Here is a 25587-nt window from a genome sequence, read left to right as displayed (position 1 = left end):
CCTTCAGCTGGCCACAAAGTTCGGCGGCGACACCAGCTCGACAGTCTGCTGTTTGCGCGGTGCCAGAATCTCGGCCTCACCCTCGACCACCAGCTCATCGTTCTGGTTGTACACATTGGTGGCGATACGCACCTTGAACTTCGGCAGCTTCTCAAGAATTTCCAGGCGCACGGTCAGGGTGTCGCCAATTTTCACCGGCTTCTGGAAGCTCATTTTCTGGCCCAGGTAGATGGTGCCAGGGCCGGGCAGGGTGCAGGCCACTGCTGCACTGATCAATGCGCCGCTGAACATGCCATGGGCAATGCGCTCGCGGAACATGCTCTTGGCGGCGAACTCGGCGTCCAGGTGCACCGGGTTGTGGTCGCCGGACATGGCGGCGAACAGCTGGATGTCGCGCTCTTCAACAGACTTCTTGTATTCGGCCTTCTGGCCGACTTCGAGGGCTTCGTAAGGCGTGTTGGTGACCTGGGACATCGGGGCTTCCTTAAGCGGTGGGCGAGGGCGGCTATCATTCACTGCGCACAGGGCGGCCAAGGGCCAGCGCCTGTTCAAGCCAGCCGAGAATATCGGCGGTGACCTCGTCACGGTTGGTTTCGTTGAGCACTTCGTGCCGCGCCTCAGGATAGACGCGCAGCTGTACATGTCGATTGCCGGTCGCGCGCAGGGCGTCGGCCAGATGGGTGAGACGCTTGCCGGCACTGACCGGATCACATTCACCACCGATCACCAGCATCGGCAAGTTCGGATCGATCTGCGCGAGGTTACTCGGCTGGCTGATCTGCGCCAAGCCTTGCAACAGGTCGAGCCACAGCTGGTTGCTGCAACGAAAGCCGCACAACGGGTCTTTGACGTACAGGTCGACTTCGGCCGGGTCGCGGCTGAGCCAGTCGAATGCCGTGCGGTTGGGCTTGAAAGCCTTGTTGAACGAGCCGAACGACACCCACTCGATCAGTGCACTTTTGCCCAACGGCCCCTGACGCCAGGCTTCCAGCCGGGCAATCTGCCGGGCCACGCGGTAAAGCGTCGCCGGCTGGTAGTTGGAGCCACTCAGGATGGCCCCGTGCAGGCTGGCACTGTGGTGCAGCAGGTAGGCCTGGGCGATGTAGCTGCCCATGCTGTGGCCGAACAGGAACAGCGGTGTGCACGGGTATTGCTGACCGATGTGCTGGGCCACCCGGCCGAGGTCGTTGACCACGGCATTCCAGCCATGATGGCGGGCGAACAGGCCGAGGTTGCCCTGTTCGGCAGTGCGCCCGTGACCGCGCTGGTCGGCCGCGAACAGGGCAAAGCCGGCCTCGCTCAAGGCCTGCCCCAGGCGTTGGTAGCGCCCGGCATGCTCGGCCATGCCATGGGCCAGCAGCACCACGGCTTTCGCCGGTTTGGCCGGCAGCCATTGGTGCACATACAGGCTGCAGTGCTCGCTGGCGGGTAGCCAGAAGGCGTCGTGAGGCATGGCGGGTCCTTGTGCGCACAGGTACCCGAACAGTGTATGCACAACCGGCCGGATTGCAGGAAGGGCACAAATAAGATTCACAATGTTAATGGCGGCACTTGGCGTATATGCCACCTTGGACTTACCTGTTAACGTCGGATCAACGCCTGTTCGCCGGCTGGCGATCAGGTAATGGACTAAAGGACGCAGTGCAGGTCCAGGCAGAGGAACAATAATAAATGCAAGCCGACTTCTGGAATGACAAGCGCCCGGCGGGCGTGCCTTCCACCATCGACATCAATGCATACACCTCGGTCGTCGAGGTGTTCGAGCGCTCCTGCAAGCGCTTTGCCGACCGCCCGGCGTTCAGCAACCTGGGGGTGACCCTGACTTACGCCGAGCTGGAGCGCCGTTCAGCCGCCTTCGCCGGCTGGTTGCAGCAGCACACCGACCTCAAACCGGGTGACCGCATCGCGGTGCAGATGCCCAACGTGCTGCAGTATCCCATCGCCGTCTTCGGTGCCATGCGCGCCGGCCTGATCGTGGTCAACACCAACCCGCTGTACACCGAGCGCGAAATGCGCCACCAGTTCAAGGACAGCGGCGCGCGCGCACTGGTGTACCTGAACATGTTTGGCAAGCGTGTGCAGGAGGTGTTGCCCGATACCGGCATCGAATACCTGATCGAGGCGAAGATGGGCGACCTGCTGCCCACCGCCAAAGGCTGGCTGATCAACACCGTGGTCGACAAAGTGAAGAAGATGGTGCCGGCCTATCACTTGCCCCAGGCGGTATCGTTCAAACAGGTGCTGCGCCAAGGGCGCGAGCTGTCACCCAAACCGGTGCCGCTGAGCCTGGACGACATCGCCGTGCTGCAATACACCGGCGGTACTACCGGCTTGGCCAAAGGCGCGATGCTCACCCACGGCAACCTGGTGGCCAACATGCTGCAGGTGCTGGCCTGCTTCTCGCAGCACGGCCCCGACGGGCAAAAGCTGCTCAAGGACGGGCAAGAGGTGATGATCGCGCCGCTGCCGCTGTACCACATCTATGCCTTTACCGCGAACTGCATGTGCATGATGGTCACCGGTAACCACAACGTGCTGATTACCAACCCACGGGATATCCCGGGCTTCATCAAGGAGCTGGGCAAGTGGCGTTTCTCCGCACTGCTGGGGCTGAATACCCTGTTCGTTGCGCTGATGGATCACCCGGGGTTCCGTCAGCTGGACTTCTCGGCGCTGAAGGTCACCAACTCCGGCGGCACTGCGTTGGTCAAGGCCACTGCCGAGCGCTGGGAAGCGCTTACCGGATGCCGCATCGTCGAGGGCTACGGCCTGACCGAAACCTCGCCGGTGGCCAGCACCAACCCCTATGGCAAGCTTGCCCGACTGGGCACGGTGGGCATCCCGGTGGCGGGTACCGCATTCAAGGTGATCGACGATGACGGCAACGAGATGCCGCTGGGCGAGCGGGGCGAGTTGTGCATCAAGGGCCCGCAGGTGATGAAGGGCTACTGGCAGCAGCCCGAGGCCACGGCTCAGGCCCTGGATGCGGACGGCTGGTTCAAGACCGGTGATATTGCGGTGATCGACCCGGACGGTTTTACCCGCATTGTCGACCGCAAGAAGGACATGATCATCGTCTCGGGCTTCAACGTTTACCCCAACGAGATCGAGGATGTGGTGATGGGCCACCCCAAGGTCGCCAACTGTGCAGCCATCGGCGTGCCGGACGAGCGTTCCGGCGAGGCGGTGAAGCTGTTCGTGGTGCCGCGTGAGGGGGGGCTGAGCGTGGATGAGCTCAAGGCCTACTGCAAGGCCAACTTTACCGGCTACAAGGTGCCCAAGCACATTGTGCTGCGCGAGTCGTTGCCGATGACGCCGGTGGGCAAGATCTTGCGGCGGGAGCTGCGCGACATCGCTTAATGCCGGGTTGGCTGCTTCGCGGGCTTGCCCGCGAATGCCTTTAAACGGCTCTAACCGGCTTGTTACAGCCTGATCTGCGACATTTTGGTTAAAAACTCTAAAAATGACTTGTATTGTTCATTGAGTCATTTTTGTGACTGTAAGGCCTGTTTTGGCCTCTAGGCGACCCCAGGCAAAGCTGTTACTCTCGGCCCGCTTTCAGACGATCCGGTTTGCAACGAACCGCCGTCTCATATCAATAATAAGCGCATCGACGCGCCAATCGAACTTCGCTGTTGCTGAAGGAGTGGGCTTCCATGATCGAACATTTTTGGAAGGATAAGTACCCAGCCGGGATTACGGCGGAAATCAATCCTGACGAATTCCCCAATATCCAGGCAGTACTCAAGCAATCCTGCCAACGCTTTGCCGACAAACCGGCCTTTAGCAACCTGGGCAAGACTATCACTTATGGCGAGTTGTATGCGCTGTCGGGGGCGTTTGCGGCCTGGCTGCAGCAGCACACCGACCTCAAGCCGGGTGACCGCATTGCCGTGCAACTGCCCAATGTCCTGCAATACCCGGTCGCGGTATTCGGTGCCATGCGTGCCGGGCTGATCGTGGTCAACACCAACCCGCTGTACACCGTGCGGGAGATGGAACACCAGTTCAACGACTCCGGCGCCAAGGCCCTGGTGTGTCTGGCCAACATGGCCCACCTGGCTGAAAAGGTGGTGCCCAAGACCCAGGTCAGGCACGTTATCGTCACCGAAGTGGCCGACCTGCTGCCGCCGCTCAAGCGCTTGCTGATCAACAGCGTGATCAAGTACGTGAAGAAGATGGTACCGGCCTACAACCTGCCGCGTGCCATACGCTTCAACGACGCGTTGGCATTGGGCAAGGGCCAGCCGGTAACCGAGGCCAACCCGCAGGCCAACGACGTGGCGGTGCTGCAGTACACCGGCGGCACCACGGGCGTGGCGAAGGGGGCGATGCTGACCCACCGCAACCTGGTGGCCAACATGCTGCAGTGCCGGGCGCTGATGGGCTCCAACCTGCACGAAGGCTGCGAAATCCTTATCACGCCGCTGCCGCTGTACCACATCTATGCCTTTACCTTCCATTGCATGGCGATGATGCTGATCGGCAACCACAACGTGCTGATCAGCAACCCGCGTGACCTGCCGGCCATGGTCAAGGAACTGGGCAAGTGGAAGTTCAGCGGCTTTGTCGGCCTCAACACCCTGTTCGTTGCCCTGTGCAACAACGAGGCGTTCCGCGCCCTGGACTTTTCAGCGCTGAAAATCACCCTGTCGGGCGGCATGGCCTTGCAACTGAGCGTGGCCGAACGCTGGAAGGCCGTTACCGGCTGCGCTATCTGCGAAGGTTACGGCATGACCGAAACCAGCCCGGTGGCGGCGGTGAACCCGGCAGAGGCCAACCAGGTGGGTACCATCGGTATTCCGGTGCCTTCGACCCTGTGCAAGATCATCGACGACGCCGGCAACGAGTTGCCTTTGGGTGAAGTGGGCGAGCTGTGCGTCAAGGGCCCGCAGGTGATGAAGGGCTACTGGCAGCGCGAAGACGCCACCGCCGAAATCCTCGACAGCGAAGGCTGGCTGAAAACCGGTGACATCGCCCTGATCCAGGCGGACGGCTACATGCGCATTGTCGATCGCAAGAAGGACATGATCCTGGTCTCGGGCTTCAACGTGTACCCCAACGAACTGGAAGATGTGCTGGCGGCCTTGCCGGGCGTGTTGCAGTGCGCTGCCATTGGCGTGCCGGACGAGAAGTCGGGTGAAGTGATCAAGGTGTTCATCGTGGTCAAGCCGGGCATGACCCTGACCAAGGAGCAGGTGATGGAGCACATGCGTGCCAACGTTACCGGCTACAAGGTACCGCGCCAGATCGAATTCCGTGATTCGTTGCCAACTACCAACGTGGGCAAGATCCTGCGTCGCGAGCTGCGTGATGAAGAGCTGAAGAAGCAGGGCCTGAAGAAGATCGCCTGATAGACCTCACTGGTCTCTTCGCGGGCACGCCCGCTCCCACAGGTATCGCGCTGAGCCAGAGGGCTGCGCTGTAACTGTGGGAGCGGGCGTGCCCGCGAATGCTTCAGCGCAGTTTCTCAAGCATCTGGTAGTACCACATCCCCGCCGCCAGCAGCGGGTTCCCCAGCAAGTCCCCCATCGGCACCCGCACATGCTTGCACTGCGCGAAAGTGTCGAACTTCTCCAGCGTCCCGGTCAACGCCTCGGCCATGATCTCGCCCATGATGTGGCTGGTGGCAATGCCATGCCCCGAGTAACCCTGGCAATACCACACGTTGTCCGACAGCTTGCCCAACTGCGGAATGCGGTTGACCACGATGCCCATGGCACAGCTCCACTGGAACTCGATCGGCACGCCCTTGAGCGCCGGGAAGGTGCGTTCGATGCACGGGCGCAGTTCGCCTTCGATGTCGCGTGAGTCCTTGCCCGAGTAATTGGCGCCGCCACCAAACAGCAGGCGTTTGTCGGCGGTCAGGCGGTAGTAGTCGAGCACGAAGCGGCAGTCGTATACCGCCAGGTCCTGCGGGTTGATCTGCTCGGCCAGCTCACCCAGCGGCGCGGTGGTGACGATGCCGCCCATGGCCGGGAATATCTTACCTTTGAGCTGGCGCTTTTCCAGCTTGTGATACACATCACCGGCCAGCATTACCTGGCGCGCTTCGACCCGGCCATGGGCAGTGACCACTGCCGGGCGCGGGCCGTGAACGATGTCCAGCACCTCGGAATTTTCGAAGATCAGTGCACCCAGGCTGTAGGCCGCACGGGCTTCACCCAGGCACAGGTTGAGCGGGTGCAGGTGCAGGTTGCGCAGGTTTTTCAGTGCGCCCAGGTACAGCGGGCTTTGCAGGTGATCGGCCACTGCCGCACGGTCCAGCAATTGCACCTGCTCGCCCATGCCACGGCGGCGGGCCTCGGCCTCGAAGGCGCGCAGTTCGTCCATGTGCGAAGGTTTCATTGCCGCATGCAGGTGGCCGCGCTTGAGGTCGCAGTCGATGCCATAGCGCGCCACGCGCTGCTCGATCACCTGATGTCCGCGCCAGCGCAGGTGCCAGATGAAGTCGTCGACTTCGCCACCCAGGTGGTTGCGCATCTGCGAGCGCATGGCCTCATCACCCGACAGGCTGCCGGTGACCTGGCCACCATTGCGCCCGCTGGCACCCCAGCCGATGCGGTTGGTTTCGACGATGGCCACCTTCAGGCCACGCTCGGCCAGCTCCACCGCCGTGGCCACGCCGGTAAAGCCGCCGCCGATGATGGCCACATCCACCTGCACCGTGCCCTTGAGTTGCGGGTACTCGGTGTGGTCGTTGAGGGAGGCGGTGTAATAGGACGGCGCACGCTGCGCCGGGCCTTTGTTCAATGCTGCGTTCATGGGTGTTCCTTGTTAGGTAGGGGCTCAGGCCTGGTGCAGGTACCAGCGCCAGTCCTGCTCGCTGACTTCGGCCATGAACTGGCGGTACTCGGCACGCTTTACCTTCAGGTACACGCCAAGGAAGTCGTCGCCCAAGGCTTCGCGAGCCCAATGGGAATGCTGCAGGGCATCGAGGGCGGTCAGCCAGTCGGTGGGCAGGTGCTCGGTGGCCTGGGCATAGCCGTTGCCTTCCACCGGTGCGCCTGGGTCCAGCTGTTCGCGGATGCCGCGATGGCTGGCAGCGAGGATCGCTGCGGCAGCCAGGTAAGGGTTGGCGTCGGCGCCGCAAATGCGGTGCTCTACATGCCGGCTGTTGGCCGGGCCGCCGGGCACGCGCAGGCTCACGGTGCGGTTGTCCACGCCCCAGGTCGGCGCCAGCGGCGCATAGCTGTTGGCCTGGAAGCGGCGGAACGAGTTGGCATTGGGGCAAAACAGCAGCAGCGAGTCGCGCAGGTGGCGCAGCATGCCCGCCACGGCCTGGCGCAGCAGCGGGGTGCCGGCCTTGTCTTCGCTGGCGAACAGGTTGTTGCCCGTGCTGTCGGCCAGGCTCAGGTGCATGTGCATGCCGGTGCCGGCCAGGTTGGCAAACGGCTTGGCCATGAAGCAGGCCTGCATGCCGTGGGCGTGGGCCACGCCTTTAACCAGGCGCTTGTAGCGCACGGCCTGGTCCATTGCCTGCAGGGCGTCGCCGTGTTCGAGGGTAATTTCCACCTGGCCGGGGGCGTACTCGGAAATCGCAGTGCGCGCCGGGATGCCCTGCGCCTTGCAGGCGGCGTACAGGTCGGCGAGGAAGGGTTCGATCTGTTCCAGTTCACGCAGGCCATAGACCTGGGTGCTGCGCGGGCGGCCGCCATCATTGTCCAGTGCCGGTTGCGGGCGGCCCTGGGCGTCACGCTCCTGGTCGAGCAGGTAGAACTCCAGTTCGCAGGCCATCACCGGGCGGTAACCGTCGGCTTTTAGCGCCTCGATGGTGCGTAGCAGCACATGGCGCGGGTCGGCGATGCTGGCTGGCAGGCCTTCGCTGGGGTGCATGCTGACCTGCACTGCGGCGGTCGGCACCCGGCGCCAGGGCAGACGCACCAGGCTGCCTTCGAGTGGGTAGGCGCGGCAGTCGATGTCGCCCACGTCCCACACCAGGCCCGAGTTTTCAACGTCGTCGCCGTTCAGGGTCAGGCCAAGGATAGTGCTGGGCAGCGGCCGGCCGGTCTGGTACACGGCCAACAGTTCATCACGGTGCAGCAGCTTGCCGCGTGGTACGCCGTTGGCGTCGAGGATGAACAGCTCGAACAACTCGACATCGGGGTTTTCAGCCAGGAAACGGGTAGCCTGCTCTACAGGTGCAAAGTGCATGATGAATTCGCTCACAAGCGCACAGGACATTCGCGCAAAACGCGCGGTCCAGTTGAGTCAAACGGCCAGACGATGGCCGGGTTTGGTCACAAAGGCGTGAGCGAGCAGTCCGGTGGGCGCGCGTGGCGGCAGTGCCACAGTGCCCAGAAGGCGAGGATGATGTGCACCAGCGGATTTTCCCCGGCACGGCTCCGGGCCTTCGGTAGCGAAGGGCGGGAAGACGGTGGGGCGATGGGCTGGGCGGGAGTCATGCTTTTGATACTCACATGCGGCGTAAGGTTGATTAAAGCAGTGAATGGCAACCTTTACATCGCACATGGCTAAACATTTGTGCGGCTGCCACTGGCCTCTTCGCGGGCGCACCCGCTCCCACAGGTCTGAGCCCTGATGCGATCCCTGTGGGAGCGGGCAAGCCCGCGAAGAGGCCGGTACAGGCAGCAGAAAACCGGCAAATCTGCGACAATCGCCCAACTTTCCGAATGCTGATCATGAAAAAGCAGGCTCACCTGCATCACTAAAAAGCCCCATGACTGACCACGCCATCGACAAACTGTTGCAAAACCTCGACCACGCCATGATTGCCGACCGCCATCGTCTGCGCCGGCAACTGCACGAACTGCGCAAGCGCCCCGACGAAGCGAAGCTTTCGCAGTGGGTGGAAAAGGTCCAGGCGTCCTGCGCCCAGGTCACTTCACGTCAGCAGAGCGTGCCGACCGTGCGCTACGACGACAACCTGCCGATCGCCGCCAAGCGTGACGAAATCAAGAAGGCCCTGGCCGAAAACCAGGTGCTGGTGATCGCCGGCGAAACCGGTTCGGGCAAGACCACCCAGCTGCCGAAGATTTGCCTGGAACTGGGCCGTGGCAGCCATGGCCTGATCGCCCACACCCAGCCACGCCGGATCGCCGCGCGCAGCGTGGCAGCGCGGGTTGCCGAAGAACTGGGCACGCCGCTGGGCGGGCTGGTCGGTTACCAGGTACGTTTCGAAGACCAGAGCGATGCCAATACCTTGGTCAAACTCATGACCGATGGCATCCTGCTGGCCGAAACCCAGCACGACCGCTTTCTTGAGCGCTACGACACGATCATCGTCGACGAAGCCCATGAACGCAGCCTGAACATCGACTTCCTGCTCGGCTACCTGAAGACACTGCTGCATCGCCGGCCGGACCTGAAACTGATCATCACGTCGGCCACCATCGATCTGGAACGCTTTTCCAAACACTTCGATGGCGCGCCAATTATCGAGGTGTCCGGGCGTACCTTCCCGGTGGAAACTTGGTACCGCCCGCTCACCAGCGAGCAGGACGAGGAAGGCAACCAGATCGAGGACGACCTCACCGTCGACCAGGCCATCCTCGCCACCCTGGACGAGCTGGCGCACCACGAACGCAGTGAAGGCAAAGGCCCGGGCGATGTGTTGATCTTCTTGCCCGGCGAGCGGGAAATCCGCGATGCCGCTGAAATTCTGCGCAAGGCGCAGTTGCGCCACACCGAGATTTTGCCGCTGTACGCACGCCTGTCGCCGGCCGAGCAACAGCGTATCTTCCAGCCGCACACCGGGCGCCGTGTGGTGCTGGCCACCAACGTGGCCGAAACCTCGCTGACCGTGCCGGGCATCCGCTACGTGATCGACACCGGCACCGCACGCATCAGCCGCTACAGCTACCGCGCCAAAGTGCAGCGCCTGCCCATCGAAGCTGTGTCCCAAGCCAGTGCCAACCAGCGTAAAGGCCGTTGCGGCCGGGTCGAGCCGGGCATTTGCGTACGCCTGTACAGCGAAGAGGACTTCAACAGCCGGCCGGCGTTTACCGACCCGGAGATTCTGCGCACCAACCTGGCGGCGGTGATCCTGCAGATGTTGCACCTGCGCCTGGGCGCGATCGATGCGTTCCCGTTCATCGAGCCGCCGGATGGCAAGGCCATCAGCGATGGCTTCAACCTGTTGCAGGAACTGTCGGCGGTCAACCGCGAAAACCAGCTGACCCCGATTGGCCGCCAACTGGCGCGCCTGCCCATCGACCCGCGGCTGGGCCGCATGCTGCTCGAAGGCGCCCGACTGGGCAGCCTGCAGGAAGTGCTGATCGTTACCAGCGCACTGTCGGTGCAAGACCCGCGCGAGCGCCCACCGGAGCGTCAGCAGGCGGCCGATCAGGCTCATGCGCAATGGAAGGACGTGGACTCCGACTTCGCCGCGCTGGTCAACCTGTGGCGCGGCTTTGAAGAGCAACGCCAGGCGCTGACGGCCAACCCGCTGCGCAACTGGTGCCGCAAGCATTTCCTGAATTACTTGCGCCTGCGCGAGTGGCGCGATGCCCACCGCCAGCTGGCGCTGATCTGCCGTGACCTGCAGTTGACGGTGAACAAGGAACCGTCCGACTACCAGAAGATGCACAAGGCCATCCTCAGCGGCCTGCTCAGCCAGATCGGCCAGAAGACCGAAGAGGGCGACTACCAGGGGGCGCGTCAACGGCGTTTCTGGGTGCACCCGTCTTCGGGCCTGGGGCGCAAGCGACCGCAGTGGGTCATGGCCGCGGAACTGGTCGAGACCACCAAGCTGTATGCGCGCATGGTCGCCAAGATCGAGCCGGACTGGATCGAGCCGCTGGCCGGCCATCTAGTCAAGAAAAACCACTTCGAACCGCACTGGGAGAAGAAGCGCGGGCAGGTGGTGGCTTATGAGCAGATCACCCTGTACGGCCTGATTCTGGTCGGCCGCCGCCCGGTGCATTTCGGCCCGATCGACCCGGTCACTTCGCGTGAGCTGTTCATCCGCGAGGGCTTGGTGGGTGGCGAAATACAGTCGCGGGCCAAGTGCCTGGCGGCCAACAAACGCCTGCTCGAAGAACTCGACGAGCTGGAGGCCAAGGCCCGCCGGCGTGACATCTTGGCTGACGAGGAAACGCTGTACGCCTTCTACGAAGCGCGCCTGCCGGCGGAAATCCACCAGACCGCGACCTTCGACAGCTGGTACCGCATGGGCAGCCAGAAGGATGCCAACCTGCTGATCATGCGTGAGGAAGACGTGCTGGCCCGCCAGGCTAGCGAAGTCACTGCCGCGCAGTACCCCGACAGCATGCAGGTCGGCGAGCTGCGCCTGCCGCTGAGCTACCACTTTGAACCCGGCCACCCGCGTGACGGCGTGACCGTGCGGGTGCCGGCACCGTTGCTGCCAAGCCTGCCCGGCGAGCGCCTGGAATGGCTGGTGCCAGGCCTGCTGGAAGCCAAGTGCGTGGCGCTGATACGCAACCTGCCCAAGGCCCTGCGCAAGAACTTCGTGCCGGTGCCGGACTTCGTCAAGGCTTCGCTGGCGCGTATGACCTTCGGTCAGGGCGCACTGCCGCAGGCTTTGGGCCAGGAGCTGCTGCGCATGACCGGTGCGCGGGTGTCCGACGAAGCCTGGGACGAGTCGGTCCAGCTGGTCGAAGGCCACCTACGCATGAACATCGAAGTGGTCGACGGCCAGGGCAAGTTCCTTGGCGAGGGCCGCGATCTGGCCGAGCTGACCGCGCGCTTTGCTGCCGCCAGCCAGGCTGCCCTGGCAGTGCCGCGCACTGAAAAGAGCGAGCAGCCGGTGCAGGCCAAGGCCTTCAGCGAAGTGAAGCAGACCGCCCAACAGAAGATTGCCGGTCTGTCGATGACCGTGTACCCGGCGTTGGTGGAAGAGGGCGGTAGCGTGCGCGAAGGGCGTTTCTCGACCCAGGCCGAAGCCGAGTTCCAGCACCGCCGCGCCCTGCAGCGCCTGTTGTTGCAGCAACTGGCCGAGCCGGCCAAGTACCTGCGCGGCAAGCTGCCGGGCCTGACCGAGCTTGGCCTGCTGTACCGTGAAATGGGCCGGGTCGAGGCACTGGTCGAGGACATCCTGCTGGCCAGCCTGGACAGCTGCATCCTTGAAGGCGAACAGCCGTTACCGCGTGATGGTGCGGCCTTGGCCGGGCTGGCTGAGCGTAAGCGCGGCAACTGGGCCGAATATGCCGAGCGGCTGGCGCGCCTGACGCTGGAGGTGCTGAAGCTGTGGCATGGGCTGCAGAAGCGCTTCAAGGGCAAGATCGACCTGACCCAGGCGGTGGCGCTGAACGACATCAAGCAACAGCTGGGCAACCTCGTGTACCCGGGCTTTGTGCGTGAAACGCCCGGGGTTTGGTTCAAGGAGCTGCCGCGTTACCTCAAGGCGGTGGAGCTGCGCCTGGAGAAGCTGGGTTCGCAGGTGCAGAAGGACCGGGTATGGAGCGGTGAGCTGGCCAATTTGTGGGCACAGTACAAGGCCCGTGCCGACAAGCATGCCCAGGAAGGCAAGCGCGATGAGCAACTGACGTTGTACCGCTGGTGGCTGGAGGAATACCGGGTGTCGCTGTTTGCCCAGCAGTTGGGCACCAAGGTGCCGATTTCCGACAAAAGATTGAGCAAACAGTGGAGCCAGGTGGAAGGCTAACCTGCCCGATTTGTGGCAAACTTCAGGGAGTTTGGGGCCGCGTTGCGGCCCTTCGCGGGCGAACCCGCTCCCACAGGGTGCACGTACGCCCCTGAATTGGTACTAAAGTGCCACTAACTTGTCATATTCCCAGCCAGCGCCCTGTGGCGATGGCCTTTGACCAGAGGAACGACCGTGCATAATGTCGTGATCAGCGGCACCGGCCTGTACACCCCGGCCCAGAGCATTTCCAATGAAGAACTGGTGGCTTCCTTCAACGCCTGGTCGCAGCAGTTCAACCAGGACAACGCCGCTGCCATCGAGCGCGGTGAAGTTGAAGCAGCGCCGCTGTCCGATGCGGCCTTTATCGAAAAGGCCTCGGGCATCAAGAGCCGCTTCGTGATGGACAAGGCTGGCATCCTCGACCCGCAGCGCATGAAACCACGCCTGCCCGAGCGTTCCAACGACGAGCCCTCGGTGCTCTGCGAAATGGCCGTGGCCGCTGCCCGCCAGGCCCTGGAGCGCGCCGGCCGCACAGCTGCCGATGTCGATGGCGTGATCGTCGCCTGCTCCAACCTGCAGCGCCCGTACCCGGCCATCGCCATCGAAGTGCAACAGGCGCTGGGCATCCAGGGCTTTGCCTTCGACATGAACGTCGCCTGCTCGTCGGCCACCTTCGGCATCCAGACTGCCGCCAACAGCGTGGCCCTGGGCCAGGCGCGTGCGGTGCTGATGGTCAACCCGGAAGTGTGCACCGGGCACCTGAACTTCCGTGACCGCGACAGCCATTTCATTTTCGGTGATGCCGCCACTGCGGTGTTGCTCGAGCGTGCCGACAAGGCCACCTCGGCGCACCAGTTCGACATCGTCAGCACCAAGCTGTGGACCGAGTTTTCCAACAACATCCGCAACAACTTCGGCTTCCTCAACCGGGCAGCGGAAGAGGGCGAGGGCGCCGCAGACAAGCTGTTCATCCAGGAAGGCCGCAAGGTGTTCCGTGAGGTGTGCCCGAAGGTGGCCGAGCTGATCGGTGAGCACCTGCAGGAAAATGGCCTGCAACCGAGCGATGTGAAGCGCTTCTGGCTGCACCAGGCCAACCTCAGCATGAACCACCTGATCGTCAAGAAGTTGCTGGGGCGTGAAGTGGCCGAGGAAGATGCGCCGGTGATTCTGGACCGCTATGCCAATACGAGTTCGGCAGGGTCGGTGATTGCCTTCCACCTGTATCAGGACGACCTGGCCAAGGGGTCGTTGGGCGTATTGAGCTCGTTTGGTGCAGGGTATTCGATTGGTAGCGTGATTCTGCGCAAGCGCTGATCCTTAGTCAGCCTGTACCGGCCTCTTCGCGGGCGAGCCCGCGAAGAGGCCGGCGCATTTCTCACAGGCAAAAAAAGCGGGAAACGCCGGATGGGGTCGGCATTTCCCGCTTCAGGTGAAGCAGAGGAGGGGGGTGCTTAGAACTTGGCTTCCAGGTCCACCTGCAGCGTGTCTACATCAGCATCGCTGTTCGGCAGATTGGAGTAGTCGGTCTTGGCCATCATGTAGGCCGCGCCCAGGGCGAAGTTCTTGTCGATTTCGTAACCCACCTTGAACTTGTGGCCACGGGAACCGGTGAAGCCGTTACCGAAGTCGGAGTCGGTGAACAGGCTGACAACACCGTTACGCTGTACGTCGCGGTAGTTGTAGTCCAGGCTCCAGGCGCCGATCTTGCTCTTCAAACCAGCCAGCCAGGCCTTGTCCTTGCCGTCGGTGCTTTCGGTGTTCTTGACGAACTGGCCGTAAGCCGACAGTGGAATGGCGAAACCGGTGAAATCGACCTGACCGAAGCCTTCAACCAGGTTGAACTCGTCGGTGGTGTTGCCCAGCGAGCGCAGAGCAACCGAGGCCTTGTCGTTGTCGTAGCCGTATACGCTGCCGCCAACGGTAACCTTGACGGTGTCAGCCGCGTTGAACTTGGTACCCAGCTGGGCCGCGTACAGTTGCGCGTCGTGCTTGAACTGCACGCCGTCGCCGTCGACGTTGTCCTTCAGGTTGTAGTGGCCGATGCTGCCGAACACTTCGGCCGGGCCGAGGTTGGTCTTGTAGGTAGCTGCCACGCCTTCCGGGTTGATGTCGCTGTCCCAGATGATGTCGCCCATGCTCACCCATGGCTGTATCATCTTGCCGCCAATCAGGTGCAGGTTAGGTACGGCAGTCGGGTGCCAGTCGAGGTAGGCCAGGTCGACCCACAGCGATTTCTTCTCGAAGTAGTTGTCCAGGCTCTGGTTGGTCGAACGGGCATCGGCGCTGCTGCCGGTGGCCACACGCACGCCAGCGTCAACCTGCGGGTTGATCTCGCTGTAGAAGCCGACACGGGCACGTACGCGCTCACGGTCCTGGTTGCCGCTGCGGGAGATCGGGTTGTCAACGTTGACGTCTTCGTAACGCAGGCGCACATCACCCTTAATCTGGGTCTTGGCGGCCCATGCCACTTTCTGTTCGAAGTTGCTCATCCGTTCAGACTGAGCTTTCTGGTCGGCCCTTTCCTTGGTTTCTTTTGCCAGGTCGCCCTGCAGTTCGTTGTACTGCGCCTGGTTGATCGAGCCGTTGGCGCGGAGCATTTCGAGCAGCTTGGCGTCGACAGCAGCACTGGCCGGGGCGCTCAGAGCCAGCATCATGCCGGTGAGGCTCACTCCGGTAAGTGTAGAAACAAGACGCATAAGGTTCTCCCTACTGAAAAAAATGGGGGAGGCTCAAGCGCCTGCCCCTGCGTTGGCATGTCTTCGGAAAGGGCCTGACTAGACAGGTTCTGAGGTTCCGGAAAACAGGCGCAAGTATTGCGGGGGCCAATGACAGATTAATGTCTAATTAGTGGCACTGCGGTTAAGTAATTGAGAATAAAAGGGTCAGCCCGACGTTCGTCATTTGAGTGCCGGGCCTTCCTTGAGGATACTGAAGGCCTTCACACAGCGAGCCGAAACCGTGACCAGCCTGTACAGCCTTGCCCATTTGCGTGATCTTCCGGCAGCCACCTGGGACGCCCTGGTGCCCGCAGGCCAACCGTTCCTGCGCCATGCCTTCCTCAGTGCGATGGAGGACAGCGGCAGCGTGCAGCGCAGCACGGGATGGGCTGCCGAGCACCTGGTGCTGGAGCGTGACGGGCAGGTGAGGGCGTTGTTGCCGGCTTACCGCAAGTGGCATTCGTTTGGCGAGTACGTTTTCGACCATGGCTGGGCCGATGCCTGTGAGCGGGCAGGTATTGCCTACTACCCCAAGCTGCTGGGGGCAGTACCGTTCAGCCCGGTCAGCGGCCCACGCCTGTTGGCGGCGGACCCTGCCGACGGTTTGATGATGCTGCAGGCCCTGCCCGAGTACCTTGGCAAGGGCGGGTTATCCGGTGCGCACATCAACTTCACCGACCCGGCACTGGACACACAGCTGGCAGGCCTGCCGGGCTGGATGGAGCGCCTTGGGTGTCAGTTCCATTGGCGCAACCGGGGCTACAGGGACTTTCAGGACTTTCTCGACAGCCTGAGTTCGCGCAAGCGCAAGCAGATGCGCAAGGAGCGTGAGCAGGTGGCCGGGCAGGGCATTGATTTTCGCTGGTACCGTGGCGATGAGCTGGACGAGGCGCAGTGGGATTTCGTCTTCCTGTGCTACGCCAACACCTATGCGGTGCGCCGCCGTGCCCCCTACCTGACCCGCGCATTTTTCAGCCTGCTGGCCGAGCGCATGCCCGAGGCTATGCGGGTGGTGATGGCGCGTCAGGGTGGGCGCGATGTGGCGATGGCGCTGAGCCTGGTGGGGGGCGACAGCCTGTTTGGTCGTTACTGGGGCTGCCTGGATGAATTCGACCGGTTGCATTTCGAGACGTGTTTCTACCAGGGCATGGACTTTGCCATTGCCGAGGGCTACCAGCGTTTCGATGCCGGGGCGCAGGGGGAGCACAAGTTGATACGCGGGTTCGAGCCGGTGTTGACGCGGTCGTGGCATTACCTGCTGCACCCCGGGTTGCGGCGGGCGGTGGAGGATTTCCTGGCGCAGGAGCGGGAAGGGGTAAGGGGGTATGCCGAGGAGGCACGGGGAATGTTGCCCTTCCGCCAGGAATGATGCCTTCGGTGATGCAGGTTGGCTTTGGTGCGCCTCTAATCTAGAAACTGACCGAAGCCGACAGCCGAGCCGTACGTGGCGCCCCCTGGAACAGGTAGTTATCCCCCAGGTAATCCCCTGCATCACGCCAGTAGCGTTTGTCGAACACGTTATCAACGGTCAGCCGTAGCACCGTGTCATACCCGGCAATACGCGTTCGGTAGCGGCTGCCAAGATCGAATACCGCATAGCCGCCAACCTCCACGTTTCCCGCCTGGCTCGCAGACTTGCCGGCGCTGTAGCGCGCCCCGCCCAGCAACGCCAGGCCTGGCACCGGCAGTGTGTATTCTGCCTGCAGCGCTGCCCGGAACCTGGGCACGTTGATCGCCTGATGGCCTTCATAGGCCTCGGTGCCGCTGTTTTGCACCCGCGCCCGAATGGCCGCAGCGCTGGCTTGCACCTGCAGGTTGTGGGTCACCCAGCCGCTGACGCCCAGTTCCAGGCCGGTGTTTTTCTGCTGGCCTTGCTGCACATAGGTGAAGTTGCCGGCGCCGTCCGGGCGTGCGTACTGGTAGGCCTGGCGGATCTGGAACAGCGCGGCGCTGAAGCTCACACCTTGCCAATCGTGCTTCAGGCCCAGTTCCAGTTGGTGCGAGGTAGTGGGCGCGAGGATTTCGAATTTGTTCAGCGCAAACCACGGCGCTGTGCCGCCGGCCGACAGGCCTTTGGAATAGCTGGCGTATACCGTGGTATCCGGCTGCGGTTTGTATATAAGCGCTGCGTTAGGCAGCAACTCGTACTGCCGGGTGTGGCGACCAGTTGCGCCGTCTTCATTCCAGGTTTTCTCGTCCAGGCGTACTTCACGTGCACCCAGCACGATCTGCCATTGCTCGTTGAAGCTGATTCGGTCGCTGAAAAACAGCCCATACTGGCGGCTGTCCAGGCGACGCTCGCTTGACCTGATGGACTTATCGGATGGATCAAAAGCCGGTGCACCAGTATACAGGTTGCCTGTACCGACCCATTCCATATAGCTGGGTCGCTGATCCAGCGTACGCCGTTGCGCACTGGTCCCCACGGTCAGCTCATGACCCAAGCCCAACGCATCGAACCGCCCATTGAGCATGGCCTGCGCCTCATCGGTGCGGCGGGTGTCGTCGGGGCTGCGGAAGTCGTAGATGTCGTAGTCGCCATTGTTGCCGAAAAATGCGCCTTCGCTCGAACCCCAGGCGAACGAACTGTAGTCGTCGATCACCACCTTGCTGCGCGAGGCACTCAAGGTGCCGGTCCAGGCCTCGTTGAAGCGGTACTCGAAGCGCCCGCCCAGGTTCAGCGAGTCGTTCTGCACCGGCTTGGCCCAATCCTGGTAGGCCAGGCGGTCATCCGGGTCGATGCCGTGGGGCACTTCAGTGCCGCCCAGTAATTGGTAACCCGGCACCGAGCGCTGTTCGCGGTGCTGGTATTCGGCATCCAGCTGCAGGGTGGCATCCGGGTTGATCTGCCAGTCGAACGCCAGCGAGGCGAAGTCGCGCTTGCCGTCGGCGTGGTCGACGTAGGCGCGGATGTCTTCATGGGCCAGGTTGGCGCGCAGGCCAAACTGTTTTTCGCTGCCGAACCAGCCGCCCAGGTCGGTGGCCAGGTAGCGTTCGCCTTGCTCATTGGTCGATACCGTGACGCTGCGCACGTCTTCGGCACGCTTGGTCACGTAGTTGACCAAGCCGCCGGGCTCCGACATGCCGCTCTGCAGCCCTGACAGGCCCTTGAGCAACTCCACCTGCTGCTTGTTCTCCAGGGCCACGTTCTGCTCACCGGCGATGGTCTGGCCATTGATGCGGTAGCTGCTGGCGGCATTCAGCTCGAAGCCGCGCACATTGAAATTTTCGTAGTAGCCGATGGGGGCATAGCTGTCGCCAACCGAGGCGTCACTTTGCAGCACTTCGCTGAGCTTGCGCACCTGGCGGTCTTCCAGCAGTTGCTGGGTGAATACGCTGACCGAGGCGGGCGTATCGAGCAAGGGCGCGGGCTGCAAGCCACCCACCGCGGCCTGGCGTGCCTGGTAGCCATCGTTGGCATAGGTGTCGGACACCTGCAGCGGCGCCAGCACCACGCTGTCTTCGGCGAGCACATGGTGGCAATGCAGGGCCAAGCCCAGGCTGAGCAGGCTCAGGGGCAGGCGGGGGTGACGCGGTGGCATGCGGGGGCTCCGACCATGAAAAAGGCGGCATCTTAACAGCCGCCTTCTGCATAAAACGATCCGGGCCCCGCGATATTCAGTCCTGGTTGGCGGGCCGCTTGTGCTGCCGCCAGCTGTCATCGATCTTTGACCAGGTTTTGCCGTCGGTTATCGCCATGAGCTTGCGCCCATCCTTGAAGGTGGCCAGGAAGGTGGCTTCTTCCTCCTTGCCACCCAGCCACAGCCCGGCCAGCAACCCTACCGGACCCGCTACCAAAGCGCCGGCCACACCCCAGCCCAGGGCGCTGCCCAGGCTGCGGCTTGATTCCAGGCTGGCCAGCCTGAGGTCGCTGATGCGCGCGAGTGAAATCCGCTCGCCCGGGGAGGGACTGCGCGGGGTCTTGAGTGTGAGCGATCCGTTGCGATACTCGCCTTCACCTTGCAAGAAATCGCCGGATTGCACCGTGAGTCTTGTCATAAAGTCGTCCTGTCAGGGAAAGGGCATTGACCAGCGCCTACTGAGCGCTGCCCGGGCAGGCAAGTCAACGCCAATACGACGGAGGGTAGTGCGGTGCGATGTCGCCCCTGTGTCAATCAAACGGCCTTTCGATTGGCCAGCCCCCACGCCAGCAGCGCCAGCCCGCCTATCACCAGGCCTGCTACCACAATGCCCGTCCAGCCCTGGTGCTGGAACAACTGTGTGCCCAGCAGCGAGCCCAGCGCCCCGCCAATGAAGTAGCAGGTGATGTACCCGGCATTCAGCCGCGTGCGTGCCTCGGGCCGCAGGGCAATCACTGCGTTCTGGTTGCTCACGTGCACCAGTTGCACTGCCAGGTCGAGCATCAGCACGCCCAGCAGCAAGGCCAGCAGCGACTGCTGGGCAAACCCCAGCGGCACCCACGACAGCAGCAACACGACCAAGCCCACAGTGGTACCCAGCGAGCCTTTGCCACGGTCGGCCAGCCGCCCGGCCCAGTTGGCCGACAGCGCACCCGCCGCACCAGCCAGACCGAACAGGCCGATCACGGCATCGGAATAGTGGTAGGGGCCTTGTGCGAGCAGAAACGCCAGCGGTGTCCAGAACAGTGCGAACAGGCTGAACGCCAGCAGCCCAAGCAGTGAGCGCAGGCGCAGCACGGGCTCTTCGAAGAACAGGCGGAACACCGAAGCGATCAGCGCCGGGTACTTTAGCCCAGCATGGCTGTGGTGCTGTGGCAAGCTGCGGTACAGGGCCAGGGCGGTAATCGCCATCAGCACGGCGGCCAGCACATAGATGCTACGCCAGCCGCCCAGTTCGGCCATGAACCCGGCTGCGGTGCGCGCCAGCAGGATCCCCAGCAGCAGGCCGCTCATCAGCGTGCCGACCGCACGGCCGCGCTGATTTGGCGCGCTCAGGGTCGCGGCCATGGGGACCAGGATCTGCGCCACCACCGAGAACAGCCCGGTGAGCGCCGTGCCCAGGATCAGCCAGGGCAGGCTCGGCGCACAGGCACTGATGACAAGGCCCAGCGTGGAAATAGCGGTCATAACGGTGATCAGCCGGCGCTGCTCGAACAGGTCACCCAGCGGCGCAAGCAACAACAAGCCGGCGCCATAGCTGAGTTGGGCGGCGATGACGATGCTGCCGGCGCTGGCGGTGCTCAGGCCGAACTGCTCGGCGATGCTGTGCAGCAGTGGTTGGGCGTAGTAATTGCTGGCCACGGCCAGGCCGGTGGCGGTGGCCATCAGCAGGATCAGGGCGCGGCTGAGAGTGGGGGCGTTCATGCGGTTCTCGTGGCGGGCAGTAGTAAGTGGGAGGATTATCAGGAAGTGTCTGGCATGACACCAATGTATAGTTTTCAACTTATCCATCTTGAAAGCAGATAGATCCATGAACCTCAAGCAGCTCGAATATGCCCTTGCCGTTGCCGACACGGGCAGCTTTACCCGCGCGGCCGAGCGCTGCCATGTGGTGCAGTCGGCGCTTAGCCATCAGGTGGCGCGGCTGGAGGCACAGTTGGGCGTCAGCCTGTTCGAGCGTAGTTCGCGACGGGTGCGCCTGACCCCTGCCGGCGAGGCTTTTGTGCTTAGCGCCCGGCCGGCGGTGGAAGCGGCCCGGCGCATTGCCGATGACGTGGCGGCGGCTTGCGGACAGGTGCGAGGGCGACTGGCGATTGGTGAAATCAGCTCGCTTACGGCGTTGGACCTGGTCGACCTGCTGGCACTGTTTCATGGTCGTTTCCCGGATGTGGATGTGCGCTGGATCACGGCCAAGAGCGAATTGCTGATCGCCGATGTGGTCGAGCGGCGCCTGGATGTGGGCTTTATAGGCCTGTGGCAGGGCGAGGTCGTGCAGGGCGTGGAGCACCGCTTGCTGGCCAGGGAGGAACTGGTGGCGTTGTTGCCGGTTGGTCATCGACTTGCCGGCCGTACGCCGTTGGCGTTGGCCGACCTGGCGGACGAGGTGCTGGTGGACTTCCCTGAAGGCACCGGGGCACGGCGGCAGACGGATGAGGCGTTTCACGCCGCAGGGTTGCAGCGCCGGGTGCAGTTTGAAATCGGGCATGTGCGTCTGGTGGAAAAGTTTGTGCAGCGGGGCATGGCGGTGGGCCTGGTGCCGGAGCGGGTGGCCCAGGGCTTCGAAGGTGTGACGGTGGCGCGGTTGGTGGATGCGCCGGTGCGGCACTTGTATGCCGTGTGGTCCTCCAGCCCGACGCCCGCTGCCCGGGCTTTTCTGGAGGTGATGGAACAGCGGCTGGGGTCTGGGAGTGGATAAGCCTGTACCGGCCCTGTCGCCGGCACAGGCAGCCCATCAGCTCAAGCAGCAAACCCGCCATCAATCGTCAAGCTTGCCCCGGTGATGTACCCGGCCTCTGGGCCCGCGAGGTAAGCCACAAAGCTGGCAATCTCATCCGCCTCGCCATACCGCCCAATCGCCATCAGCGGGATCAGGCTCTCGGCAAACTCGCCGCTGGCCGGATTCATGTCGGTGTCCACCGGCCCTGGCTGCACGTTATTCACGGTAATGCCTTGCGGCCCCAGGTCACGGGCCATGCCGCGGGTCAGGCCAACCAGCGCCGACTTGCTCATGGCATAGGGTGCGCCACCGGCAAACGGCATGCGCTCGGCGTTGGTGCTGCCGATGTTGATGATGCGCCCGCCCTGGCCCATGTAGCGTGCGGCGGCCTGGCTGGCGACGAACACGCTGCGTACATTCACCGCCAGCATGCGGTCGAAGTCGGCCAGGTCGAATTCGGCTACCGGTGCCACTGCCAGCACGCCGGCGTTGTTGACCAGGATATCCAGTCGGCCGAAGGCCTTCACGGCGTCATCCACCGCCAGTTGCACGGCTGCTGCATCGGCACTGTCGGCGCGAAGGGCCAGGGCCTTGCCGCCGTTTTCGGTAATTTCCTGGGCCAGTGCTTCTGCCGGGCCGGCAGAGCTGACATAGGTAAAGGCCACGTGTGCGCCTTCGCGGGCCAGGCGCCGCACGATGGCCGCACCAATGCCGCGGGAACCGCCCTGTACCAGGGCCACTTTGCCTTCGAGTGTAAGTTGCTTGGACATGCTGATCTCCTGCTGGAAGCCAGGCCGGAATGCCTTGGATGGGCGCAGTATCGGCGCTCGATTACCTGCTGATAAGATGGCAATCACTATCAGCAGAGTAAACCTTTGGTTGCCAATCATGGCCATGGAATCGTTCAACGCGTTGGAATGCTTCATCCGCAGTGCCGAGGTCGGCAGCTTTGCCGAGGCTGCCAGGCGCCTGAGCATTACCCCGGCCGCTGTGGGCAAGCATGTGGCCCAACTGGAGGCGCGCCTGGGGGTGCGGTTGTTCCAGCGTAGTACCCGCAAGCTGACTTTGACCGAAGCGGGGCAGCGTTTTCTCGGTGAGGTCAGTGACAGCTTTCGCACTATCCAGTACGCCGTGGCCAACCTGGCCAGCGCCGAAGGCCAGCCGGCCGGGCTGTTGCGGGTAAGTATGGGTACGGTGTTCGGGCGCTTGTACGTGTTGCCGTTGCTGAGTGAGTTTTTGCGCCGTTACCCGGCTATTACCCCGGACTGGCATTTCGACAACCGCCAGGTCGACTTGATTGGCCAAGGGTTCGATGCGGCGATTGGCGGTGGTTTTGAACTGCCGCCGGGGGTGGTGGCGCGCAAGCTGACGCCTGCGCACCGGGTGTTGGTGGCGGCGCCGGTTTATCTTGAGCGGCATGCGCCGATTGCAGACCCGGAGGTGCTGCAGCGCCACGACGGTATCCTGATCCGCTCACCGCAGACCGGGCGGGTGCGTTCGTGGCCGTTGACTAGCCGCTGGCAGGCGCAACAGCCGTTGCAACTGCGCCAGGCGATGACCATGAGCGATTCGGACGCGGCGTGCGCGGTGGCCGAGCAGGGGCTGGGGATTGCCCTGGTGAGCCTGCCGTTTGCCGTGCCCTACCTGCAGGGTGGGCGGCTGCGGCGGGTGTTGCCGGACTGGTATGTGGACGACGGGCACATCAGCCTGTATTTCGCCGAGCACAAGCTGTTGCCGGGAAAGACCCGGGCGTTCATCGATTTTGTGGTGGAGAAGTTTGCCGAGCAGGGGTTGGCGGGGCGGTTTGATGCCTTGCAAGACCATTAGGTGTGCATTATTGCCTGTTCCGGCCCCTTCGCGGGCAAGTTCAGACAACATCAACAATGAACAATGCCTGCACGCCCAGGCTCACCTCATCATCAGTCTTCTTGCCCATTAACTGCTGCCCAAGCGGCGAGCGTGGGGTAATTACAGTTACCAACCCATCCCCCTCGCCAATTTTCAGCCCTGCCGCTTCAGGGCCGATGAACACCCGCCGCTGCCCGCCATCCTCATCCTCCAGCGTCACCAGGTTGCTCACCTGCACTCCCCGTGCCGGGTCATAGTCGCGCAGCAGCAACTGCTGGTAGATCAGCAGCGCCTGGCGAATCTCTGCACTGCGCCGGGCCTGACCGGTGGCCAGGTAGGAGGCTTCCAGGCCCAGGGTGTCGTACTTGTTCTCGGCGATGTTCTCTTCGGCGGTGGCGGCCTCGTAGGCGGTTTGCGCCGCACGGGTCAGCACGTCCAGATCATGCGTGAGGATGGCGACGATCTGCGCCAGCAGGTGGGGCTTGTCCATGGTCAGTAACAGAACTCCAGCACATTGGCCTGGCTTTTTTCGGTGGGGGCGGTGCGGTTCTGCTGCAGCCAGAACTGGCACTTGGGGCTGTTGAGGTTGCGCGGGTTGCCTTGCGCGGCTTCGGCGGCCTGTTGCTGTTCCTGCTTGTGCAGGATGTCCTTGTAGCGGTCGAACATCTCGGCCTGGGCATCCGCTGGCGTGGCGGCTGCCGGTGCCGATGCTGGCGGGTAGACGCTGGGGGGCAGGGCCTGGGCCAGCGGCTGTACCTGCTGCGGCCACACCGACAGGGCCAGCCAGGCGCTCGCCACAATGGCCACCGCGCCCAGCCAAAGGCCAAAGGCAACGCACAGGATCAACGGCAACGGCTTGAGGGTGATTTTCAGTTCACGCTGGCGGGGCATGGCAGCCTCCTGGCAAGGTCGGTCGGGGTGCATTGTCGCATGCACTTGCGCATTTTTCCGCGCAGGTGCTTTTGTCGGCGACAATTTATGCGCAGAATTCGCGGTTTTTGCACCGGTACGGGAGGGGCGCATGAAAGCCACCTGGGACATCTTCTGCAGTGTCGTCGATAACTACGGCGATATTGGCGTGACCTGGCGCCTGGCTCGGCAGCTGGTGGCTGAGCATGGCCTGGCGGTGCGCCTGTGGGTGGATGACCTGAACGCCTTCACGCCCATGTGCCCCGGCGCCGATGCCACTGCTACGCAACAGTGGCAGCAGGGTGTGGACGTGCGCCAATGGCCGGCGGCCTGGTTGCCGGTGGATCCGGCTGATGTGGTGATCGGCGCATTCGCCTGCCAGTTGCCGGCGCCTTATGTGGAGGCCATGCGTGCCTGCGCCACGCCGCCGCTGTGGCTGAATCTGGAATACCTCAGTGCCGAGGACTGGGTGGAAGGCTGCCACGGCTTGCCGTCGCCGCAGCCCAACGGCCTGCGCAAGGTGTTTTTCTTCCCCGGCTTTACCGAGAAAACCGGTGGCCTGCTGCGTGAGGGCTCGCTGCTGGCGCGGCGTGACGCCTTTGAGCAGGGGGCAAGGCAGGCCTTCTTGCAGGGGCTTGGTGTAAACCCCGAAGCAGGGGCGTTGCTGGTTTCGCTGTTCGCCTACGAAAACCCGCAGCTGGGCAACTGGCTTGATGCCCTGGCCACAAGCGAGCAGCCTTGTCACCTGCTGGTGCCGCTGGGGCGCGTTGTCGCGGGGCTCAGCCAGTGGCTTGGCGAGGCGCCGCTACCCGTGGGCAGCGTGCGCAAACGAGGGGCACTGACGGTGCAGGTGCTGCCTTTCGTCAGCCAGGACGACTACGACCGGCTGCTGTGGAGCTGTGATTTCAACGCCGTGCGCGGCGAAGATTCGTTCGTGCGTGCACAGTGGGCCGGGCAACCGATGCTGTGGCACATCTACGTACAGGACGAAAATGCCCACTGGGAAAAGCTCGAAGCGTTTCTCGGGCATTATCGACGCGGCCTGTCAGACGATGCCGATGCCGCACTGCTGGGCCTATGGCGTGCCTGGAACATGGATTTCGACATGGGCCAGGCCTGGCGGGCGGCCCGTCACCATTGGCCAGAACTGCAGCAGCATGCCCGCCTTTGGGGTGTGCAACAGGCCGCTCAGCCGGACCTTGCCACAGCGCTAGTACACTTTTACCGAAATTCGCTATGATACGCGGC

At 63.1% G+C, this 25587-nt stretch carries 19 protein-coding genes; 8 read left to right on the top strand and 11 right to left on the bottom strand.

Annotation, left to right across the window (positions count from 1 at the left end):
• Positions 1-3: 3 nt before the first annotated feature.
• Positions 4-474, bottom strand: a complete 471-nt coding sequence (locus ACF8MI_RS17165) for a MaoC family dehydratase (RefSeq protein WP_051099445.1) — start codon at positions 472-474, stop codon at positions 4-6.
• A 34-nt stretch (positions 475-508) separates the two neighbouring features.
• The gene (locus tag ACF8MI_RS17160) at positions 509-1453 is read right to left on the bottom strand and encodes an alpha/beta hydrolase (protein WP_060498694.1); all 945 of its coding nucleotides are present in this window, start codon (positions 1451-1453) and stop codon (positions 509-511) included.
• A gap of 218 nt (positions 1454-1671) precedes the next feature.
• On the opposite strand from ACF8MI_RS17160, the gene fadD2 reads away from it, so the two are divergent.
• Together fadD2 and fadD1 are read left to right on the top strand one after the other, a co-directional pair.
• Complete coding sequence (gene fadD2, locus ACF8MI_RS17155; protein WP_060498695.1) at positions 1672-3360, top strand: long-chain-fatty-acid--CoA ligase FadD2; 1689 nt, start codon at positions 1672-1674, stop codon at positions 3358-3360.
• A 296-nt stretch (positions 3361-3656) separates the two neighbouring features.
• Complete coding sequence (gene fadD1, locus ACF8MI_RS17150) at positions 3657-5354, top strand: long-chain-fatty-acid--CoA ligase FadD1 (protein ID WP_060498696.1); 1698 nt, start codon at positions 3657-3659, stop codon at positions 5352-5354.
• Between the two features lie 103 nt (positions 5355-5457).
• Here the strand turns inward: fadD1 and ACF8MI_RS17145 are convergent, their stop codons facing one another.
• Together ACF8MI_RS17145 and ACF8MI_RS17140 are read right to left on the bottom strand one after the other, a co-directional pair.
• Positions 5458-6765, bottom strand: a complete 1308-nt coding sequence (locus ACF8MI_RS17145) for an FAD-binding oxidoreductase (protein ID WP_156868126.1) — start codon at positions 6763-6765, stop codon at positions 5458-5460.
• Between the two features lie 24 nt (positions 6766-6789).
• The gene (locus tag ACF8MI_RS17140) at positions 6790-8154 is read right to left on the bottom strand and encodes a glutamine synthetase family protein (protein WP_104835481.1); all 1365 of its coding nucleotides are present in this window, start codon (positions 8152-8154) and stop codon (positions 6790-6792) included.
• A 526-nt stretch (positions 8155-8680) separates the two neighbouring features.
• Here ACF8MI_RS17140 and hrpA point away from each other — a divergent pair.
• Together hrpA and ACF8MI_RS17130 are read left to right on the top strand one after the other, a co-directional pair.
• Positions 8681-12586, top strand: coding sequence for an ATP-dependent RNA helicase HrpA (gene hrpA, locus ACF8MI_RS17135; protein ID WP_104835362.1), 3906 nt, complete (start codon positions 8681-8683; stop codon positions 12584-12586).
• A gap of 174 nt (positions 12587-12760) precedes the next feature.
• Entirely contained in the window at positions 12761-13882 is a 1122-nt protein-coding gene (locus ACF8MI_RS17130; protein ID WP_019099150.1) for a beta-ketoacyl-ACP synthase III, read from the top strand.
• A 137-nt stretch (positions 13883-14019) separates the two neighbouring features.
• Here the strand turns inward: ACF8MI_RS17130 and ACF8MI_RS17125 are convergent, their stop codons facing one another.
• Positions 14020-15264, bottom strand: a complete 1245-nt coding sequence (locus ACF8MI_RS17125; protein WP_392517609.1) for a putative porin — start codon at positions 15262-15264, stop codon at positions 14020-14022.
• A 262-nt stretch (positions 15265-15526) separates the two neighbouring features.
• On the opposite strand from ACF8MI_RS17125, the gene ACF8MI_RS17120 reads away from it, so the two are divergent.
• Complete coding sequence (locus tag ACF8MI_RS17120) at positions 15527-16654, top strand: GNAT family N-acetyltransferase (RefSeq protein ID WP_200929173.1); 1128 nt, start codon at positions 15527-15529, stop codon at positions 16652-16654.
• A 40-nt stretch (positions 16655-16694) separates the two neighbouring features.
• Here ACF8MI_RS17120 and ACF8MI_RS17115 read toward each other — a convergent pair whose 3' ends face one another.
• The 3 genes from ACF8MI_RS17115 to ACF8MI_RS17105 form a co-directional block, all read right to left on the bottom strand.
• Positions 16695-18827, bottom strand: coding sequence for a TonB-dependent siderophore receptor (locus ACF8MI_RS17115; protein ID WP_060498702.1), 2133 nt, complete (start codon positions 18825-18827; stop codon positions 16695-16697).
• A gap of 76 nt (positions 18828-18903) precedes the next feature.
• Positions 18904-19284: a hypothetical protein gene (locus tag ACF8MI_RS17110; protein ID WP_060498703.1), complete on the bottom strand. Its 381-nt coding sequence runs from the start codon at positions 19282-19284 to the stop codon at positions 18904-18906.
• Positions 19285-19400: 116 nt separating this feature from the next.
• Positions 19401-20570, bottom strand: coding sequence for an MFS transporter (locus ACF8MI_RS17105; protein WP_164524226.1), 1170 nt, complete (start codon positions 20568-20570; stop codon positions 19401-19403).
• A gap of 106 nt (positions 20571-20676) precedes the next feature.
• Here ACF8MI_RS17105 and ACF8MI_RS17100 point away from each other — a divergent pair, with 106 nt between their 5' ends.
• A complete protein-coding gene (locus ACF8MI_RS17100) occupies positions 20677-21561 on the top strand; it encodes a LysR family transcriptional regulator (RefSeq protein WP_060498705.1) in 885 nt (294 codons plus the stop codon).
• Positions 21562-21602: 41 nt separating this feature from the next.
• Here ACF8MI_RS17100 and ACF8MI_RS17095 read toward each other — a convergent pair whose 3' ends face one another.
• On the bottom strand, positions 21603-22352 hold the full coding sequence (locus tag ACF8MI_RS17095; protein WP_060498706.1) for a 3-oxoacyl-ACP reductase family protein: 750 nt from the start codon (positions 22350-22352) through the stop codon (positions 21603-21605).
• Between the two features lie 118 nt (positions 22353-22470).
• Here ACF8MI_RS17095 and ACF8MI_RS17090 point away from each other — a divergent pair, with 118 nt between their 5' ends.
• Positions 22471-23409 carry a LysR family transcriptional regulator gene (locus ACF8MI_RS17090; protein WP_104835357.1) on the top strand — a complete coding sequence of 313 codons (939 nt, stop codon included), beginning with the start codon at positions 22471-22473 and terminating at the stop codon, positions 23407-23409.
• Between the two features lie 40 nt (positions 23410-23449).
• Here ACF8MI_RS17090 and ACF8MI_RS17085 read toward each other — a convergent pair whose 3' ends face one another.
• Complete coding sequence (locus ACF8MI_RS17085; protein ID WP_186723247.1) at positions 23450-23920, bottom strand: GreA/GreB family elongation factor; 471 nt, start codon at positions 23918-23920, stop codon at positions 23450-23452.
• A gap of 2 nt (positions 23921-23922) precedes the next feature.
• Positions 23923-24321: a hypothetical protein gene (locus ACF8MI_RS17080; RefSeq protein ID WP_060498709.1), complete on the bottom strand. Its 399-nt coding sequence runs from the start codon at positions 24319-24321 to the stop codon at positions 23923-23925.
• A gap of 130 nt (positions 24322-24451) precedes the next feature.
• Here ACF8MI_RS17080 and earP point away from each other — a divergent pair, with 130 nt between their 5' ends.
• On the top strand, positions 24452-25579 hold the full coding sequence (earP, locus tag ACF8MI_RS17075; protein WP_104835356.1) for an elongation factor P maturation arginine rhamnosyltransferase EarP: 1128 nt from the start codon (positions 24452-24454) through the stop codon (positions 25577-25579).
• Positions 25580-25587: the final 8 nt, after the last annotated feature.

Source organism: Pseudomonas sp. yb_9 (assembly GCF_043103635.1).
Taxonomy (GTDB): Bacteria; Pseudomonadota; Gammaproteobacteria; order Pseudomonadales; family Pseudomonadaceae; genus Aquipseudomonas; species Aquipseudomonas monteilii.
The sequence above is the reverse complement of the archived record's forward strand: the minus strand, read 5'-3'. Positions and strand labels throughout refer to the sequence as shown.

What these genes read in the sequence shown, in the direction of transcription:
- fadD2 (WP_060498695.1), top strand. Translation starts at nt 1,672, where the DNA reads ATGCAAGCCGACTTCTGGAATGACAAGCGCCCGGCGGGCGTGCCTTCC.
- ACF8MI_RS17115 (WP_060498702.1), bottom strand. Translation starts at nt 18,827, where the DNA reads ATGCCACCGCGTCACCCCCGCCTGCCCCTGAGCCTGCTCAGCCTGGGC.
- ACF8MI_RS17165 (WP_051099445.1), bottom strand. Translation starts at nt 474, where the DNA reads ATGTCCCAGGTCACCAACACGCCTTACGAAGCCCTCGAAGTCGGCCAG.
- hrpA (WP_104835362.1), top strand. Translation starts at nt 8,681, where the DNA reads ATGACTGACCACGCCATCGACAAACTGTTGCAAAACCTCGACCACGCC.
- ACF8MI_RS17080 (WP_060498709.1), bottom strand. Translation starts at nt 24,321, where the DNA reads ATGCCCCGCCAGCGTGAACTGAAAATCACCCTCAAGCCGTTGCCGTTG.
- ACF8MI_RS17105 (WP_164524226.1), bottom strand. Translation starts at nt 20,570, where the DNA reads ATGAACGCCCCCACTCTCAGCCGCGCCCTGATCCTGCTGATGGCCACC.
- ACF8MI_RS17095 (WP_060498706.1), bottom strand. Translation starts at nt 22,352, where the DNA reads ATGTCCAAGCAACTTACACTCGAAGGCAAAGTGGCCCTGGTACAGGGC.
- earP (WP_104835356.1), top strand. Translation starts at nt 24,452, where the DNA reads ATGAAAGCCACCTGGGACATCTTCTGCAGTGTCGTCGATAACTACGGC.
- ACF8MI_RS17140 (WP_104835481.1), bottom strand. Translation starts at nt 8,154, where the DNA reads ATGCACTTTGCACCTGTAGAGCAGGCTACCCGTTTCCTGGCTGAAAAC.
- ACF8MI_RS17100 (WP_060498705.1), top strand. Translation starts at nt 20,677, where the DNA reads ATGAACCTCAAGCAGCTCGAATATGCCCTTGCCGTTGCCGACACGGGC.
- ACF8MI_RS17090 (WP_104835357.1), top strand. Translation starts at nt 22,471, where the DNA reads ATGGCCATGGAATCGTTCAACGCGTTGGAATGCTTCATCCGCAGTGCC.
- ACF8MI_RS17160 (WP_060498694.1), bottom strand. Translation starts at nt 1,453, where the DNA reads ATGCCTCACGACGCCTTCTGGCTACCCGCCAGCGAGCACTGCAGCCTG.
- ACF8MI_RS17145 (WP_156868126.1), bottom strand. Translation starts at nt 6,765, where the DNA reads ATGAACGCAGCATTGAACAAAGGCCCGGCGCAGCGTGCGCCGTCCTAT.
- fadD1 (WP_060498696.1), top strand. Translation starts at nt 3,657, where the DNA reads ATGATCGAACATTTTTGGAAGGATAAGTACCCAGCCGGGATTACGGCG.
- ACF8MI_RS17125 (WP_392517609.1), bottom strand. Translation starts at nt 15,264, where the DNA reads ATGCGTCTTGTTTCTACACTTACCGGAGTGAGCCTCACCGGCATGATG.
- ACF8MI_RS17085 (WP_186723247.1), bottom strand. Translation starts at nt 23,920, where the DNA reads ATGGACAAGCCCCACCTGCTGGCGCAGATCGTCGCCATCCTCACGCAT.
- ACF8MI_RS17110 (WP_060498703.1), bottom strand. Translation starts at nt 19,284, where the DNA reads ATGACAAGACTCACGGTGCAATCCGGCGATTTCTTGCAAGGTGAAGGC.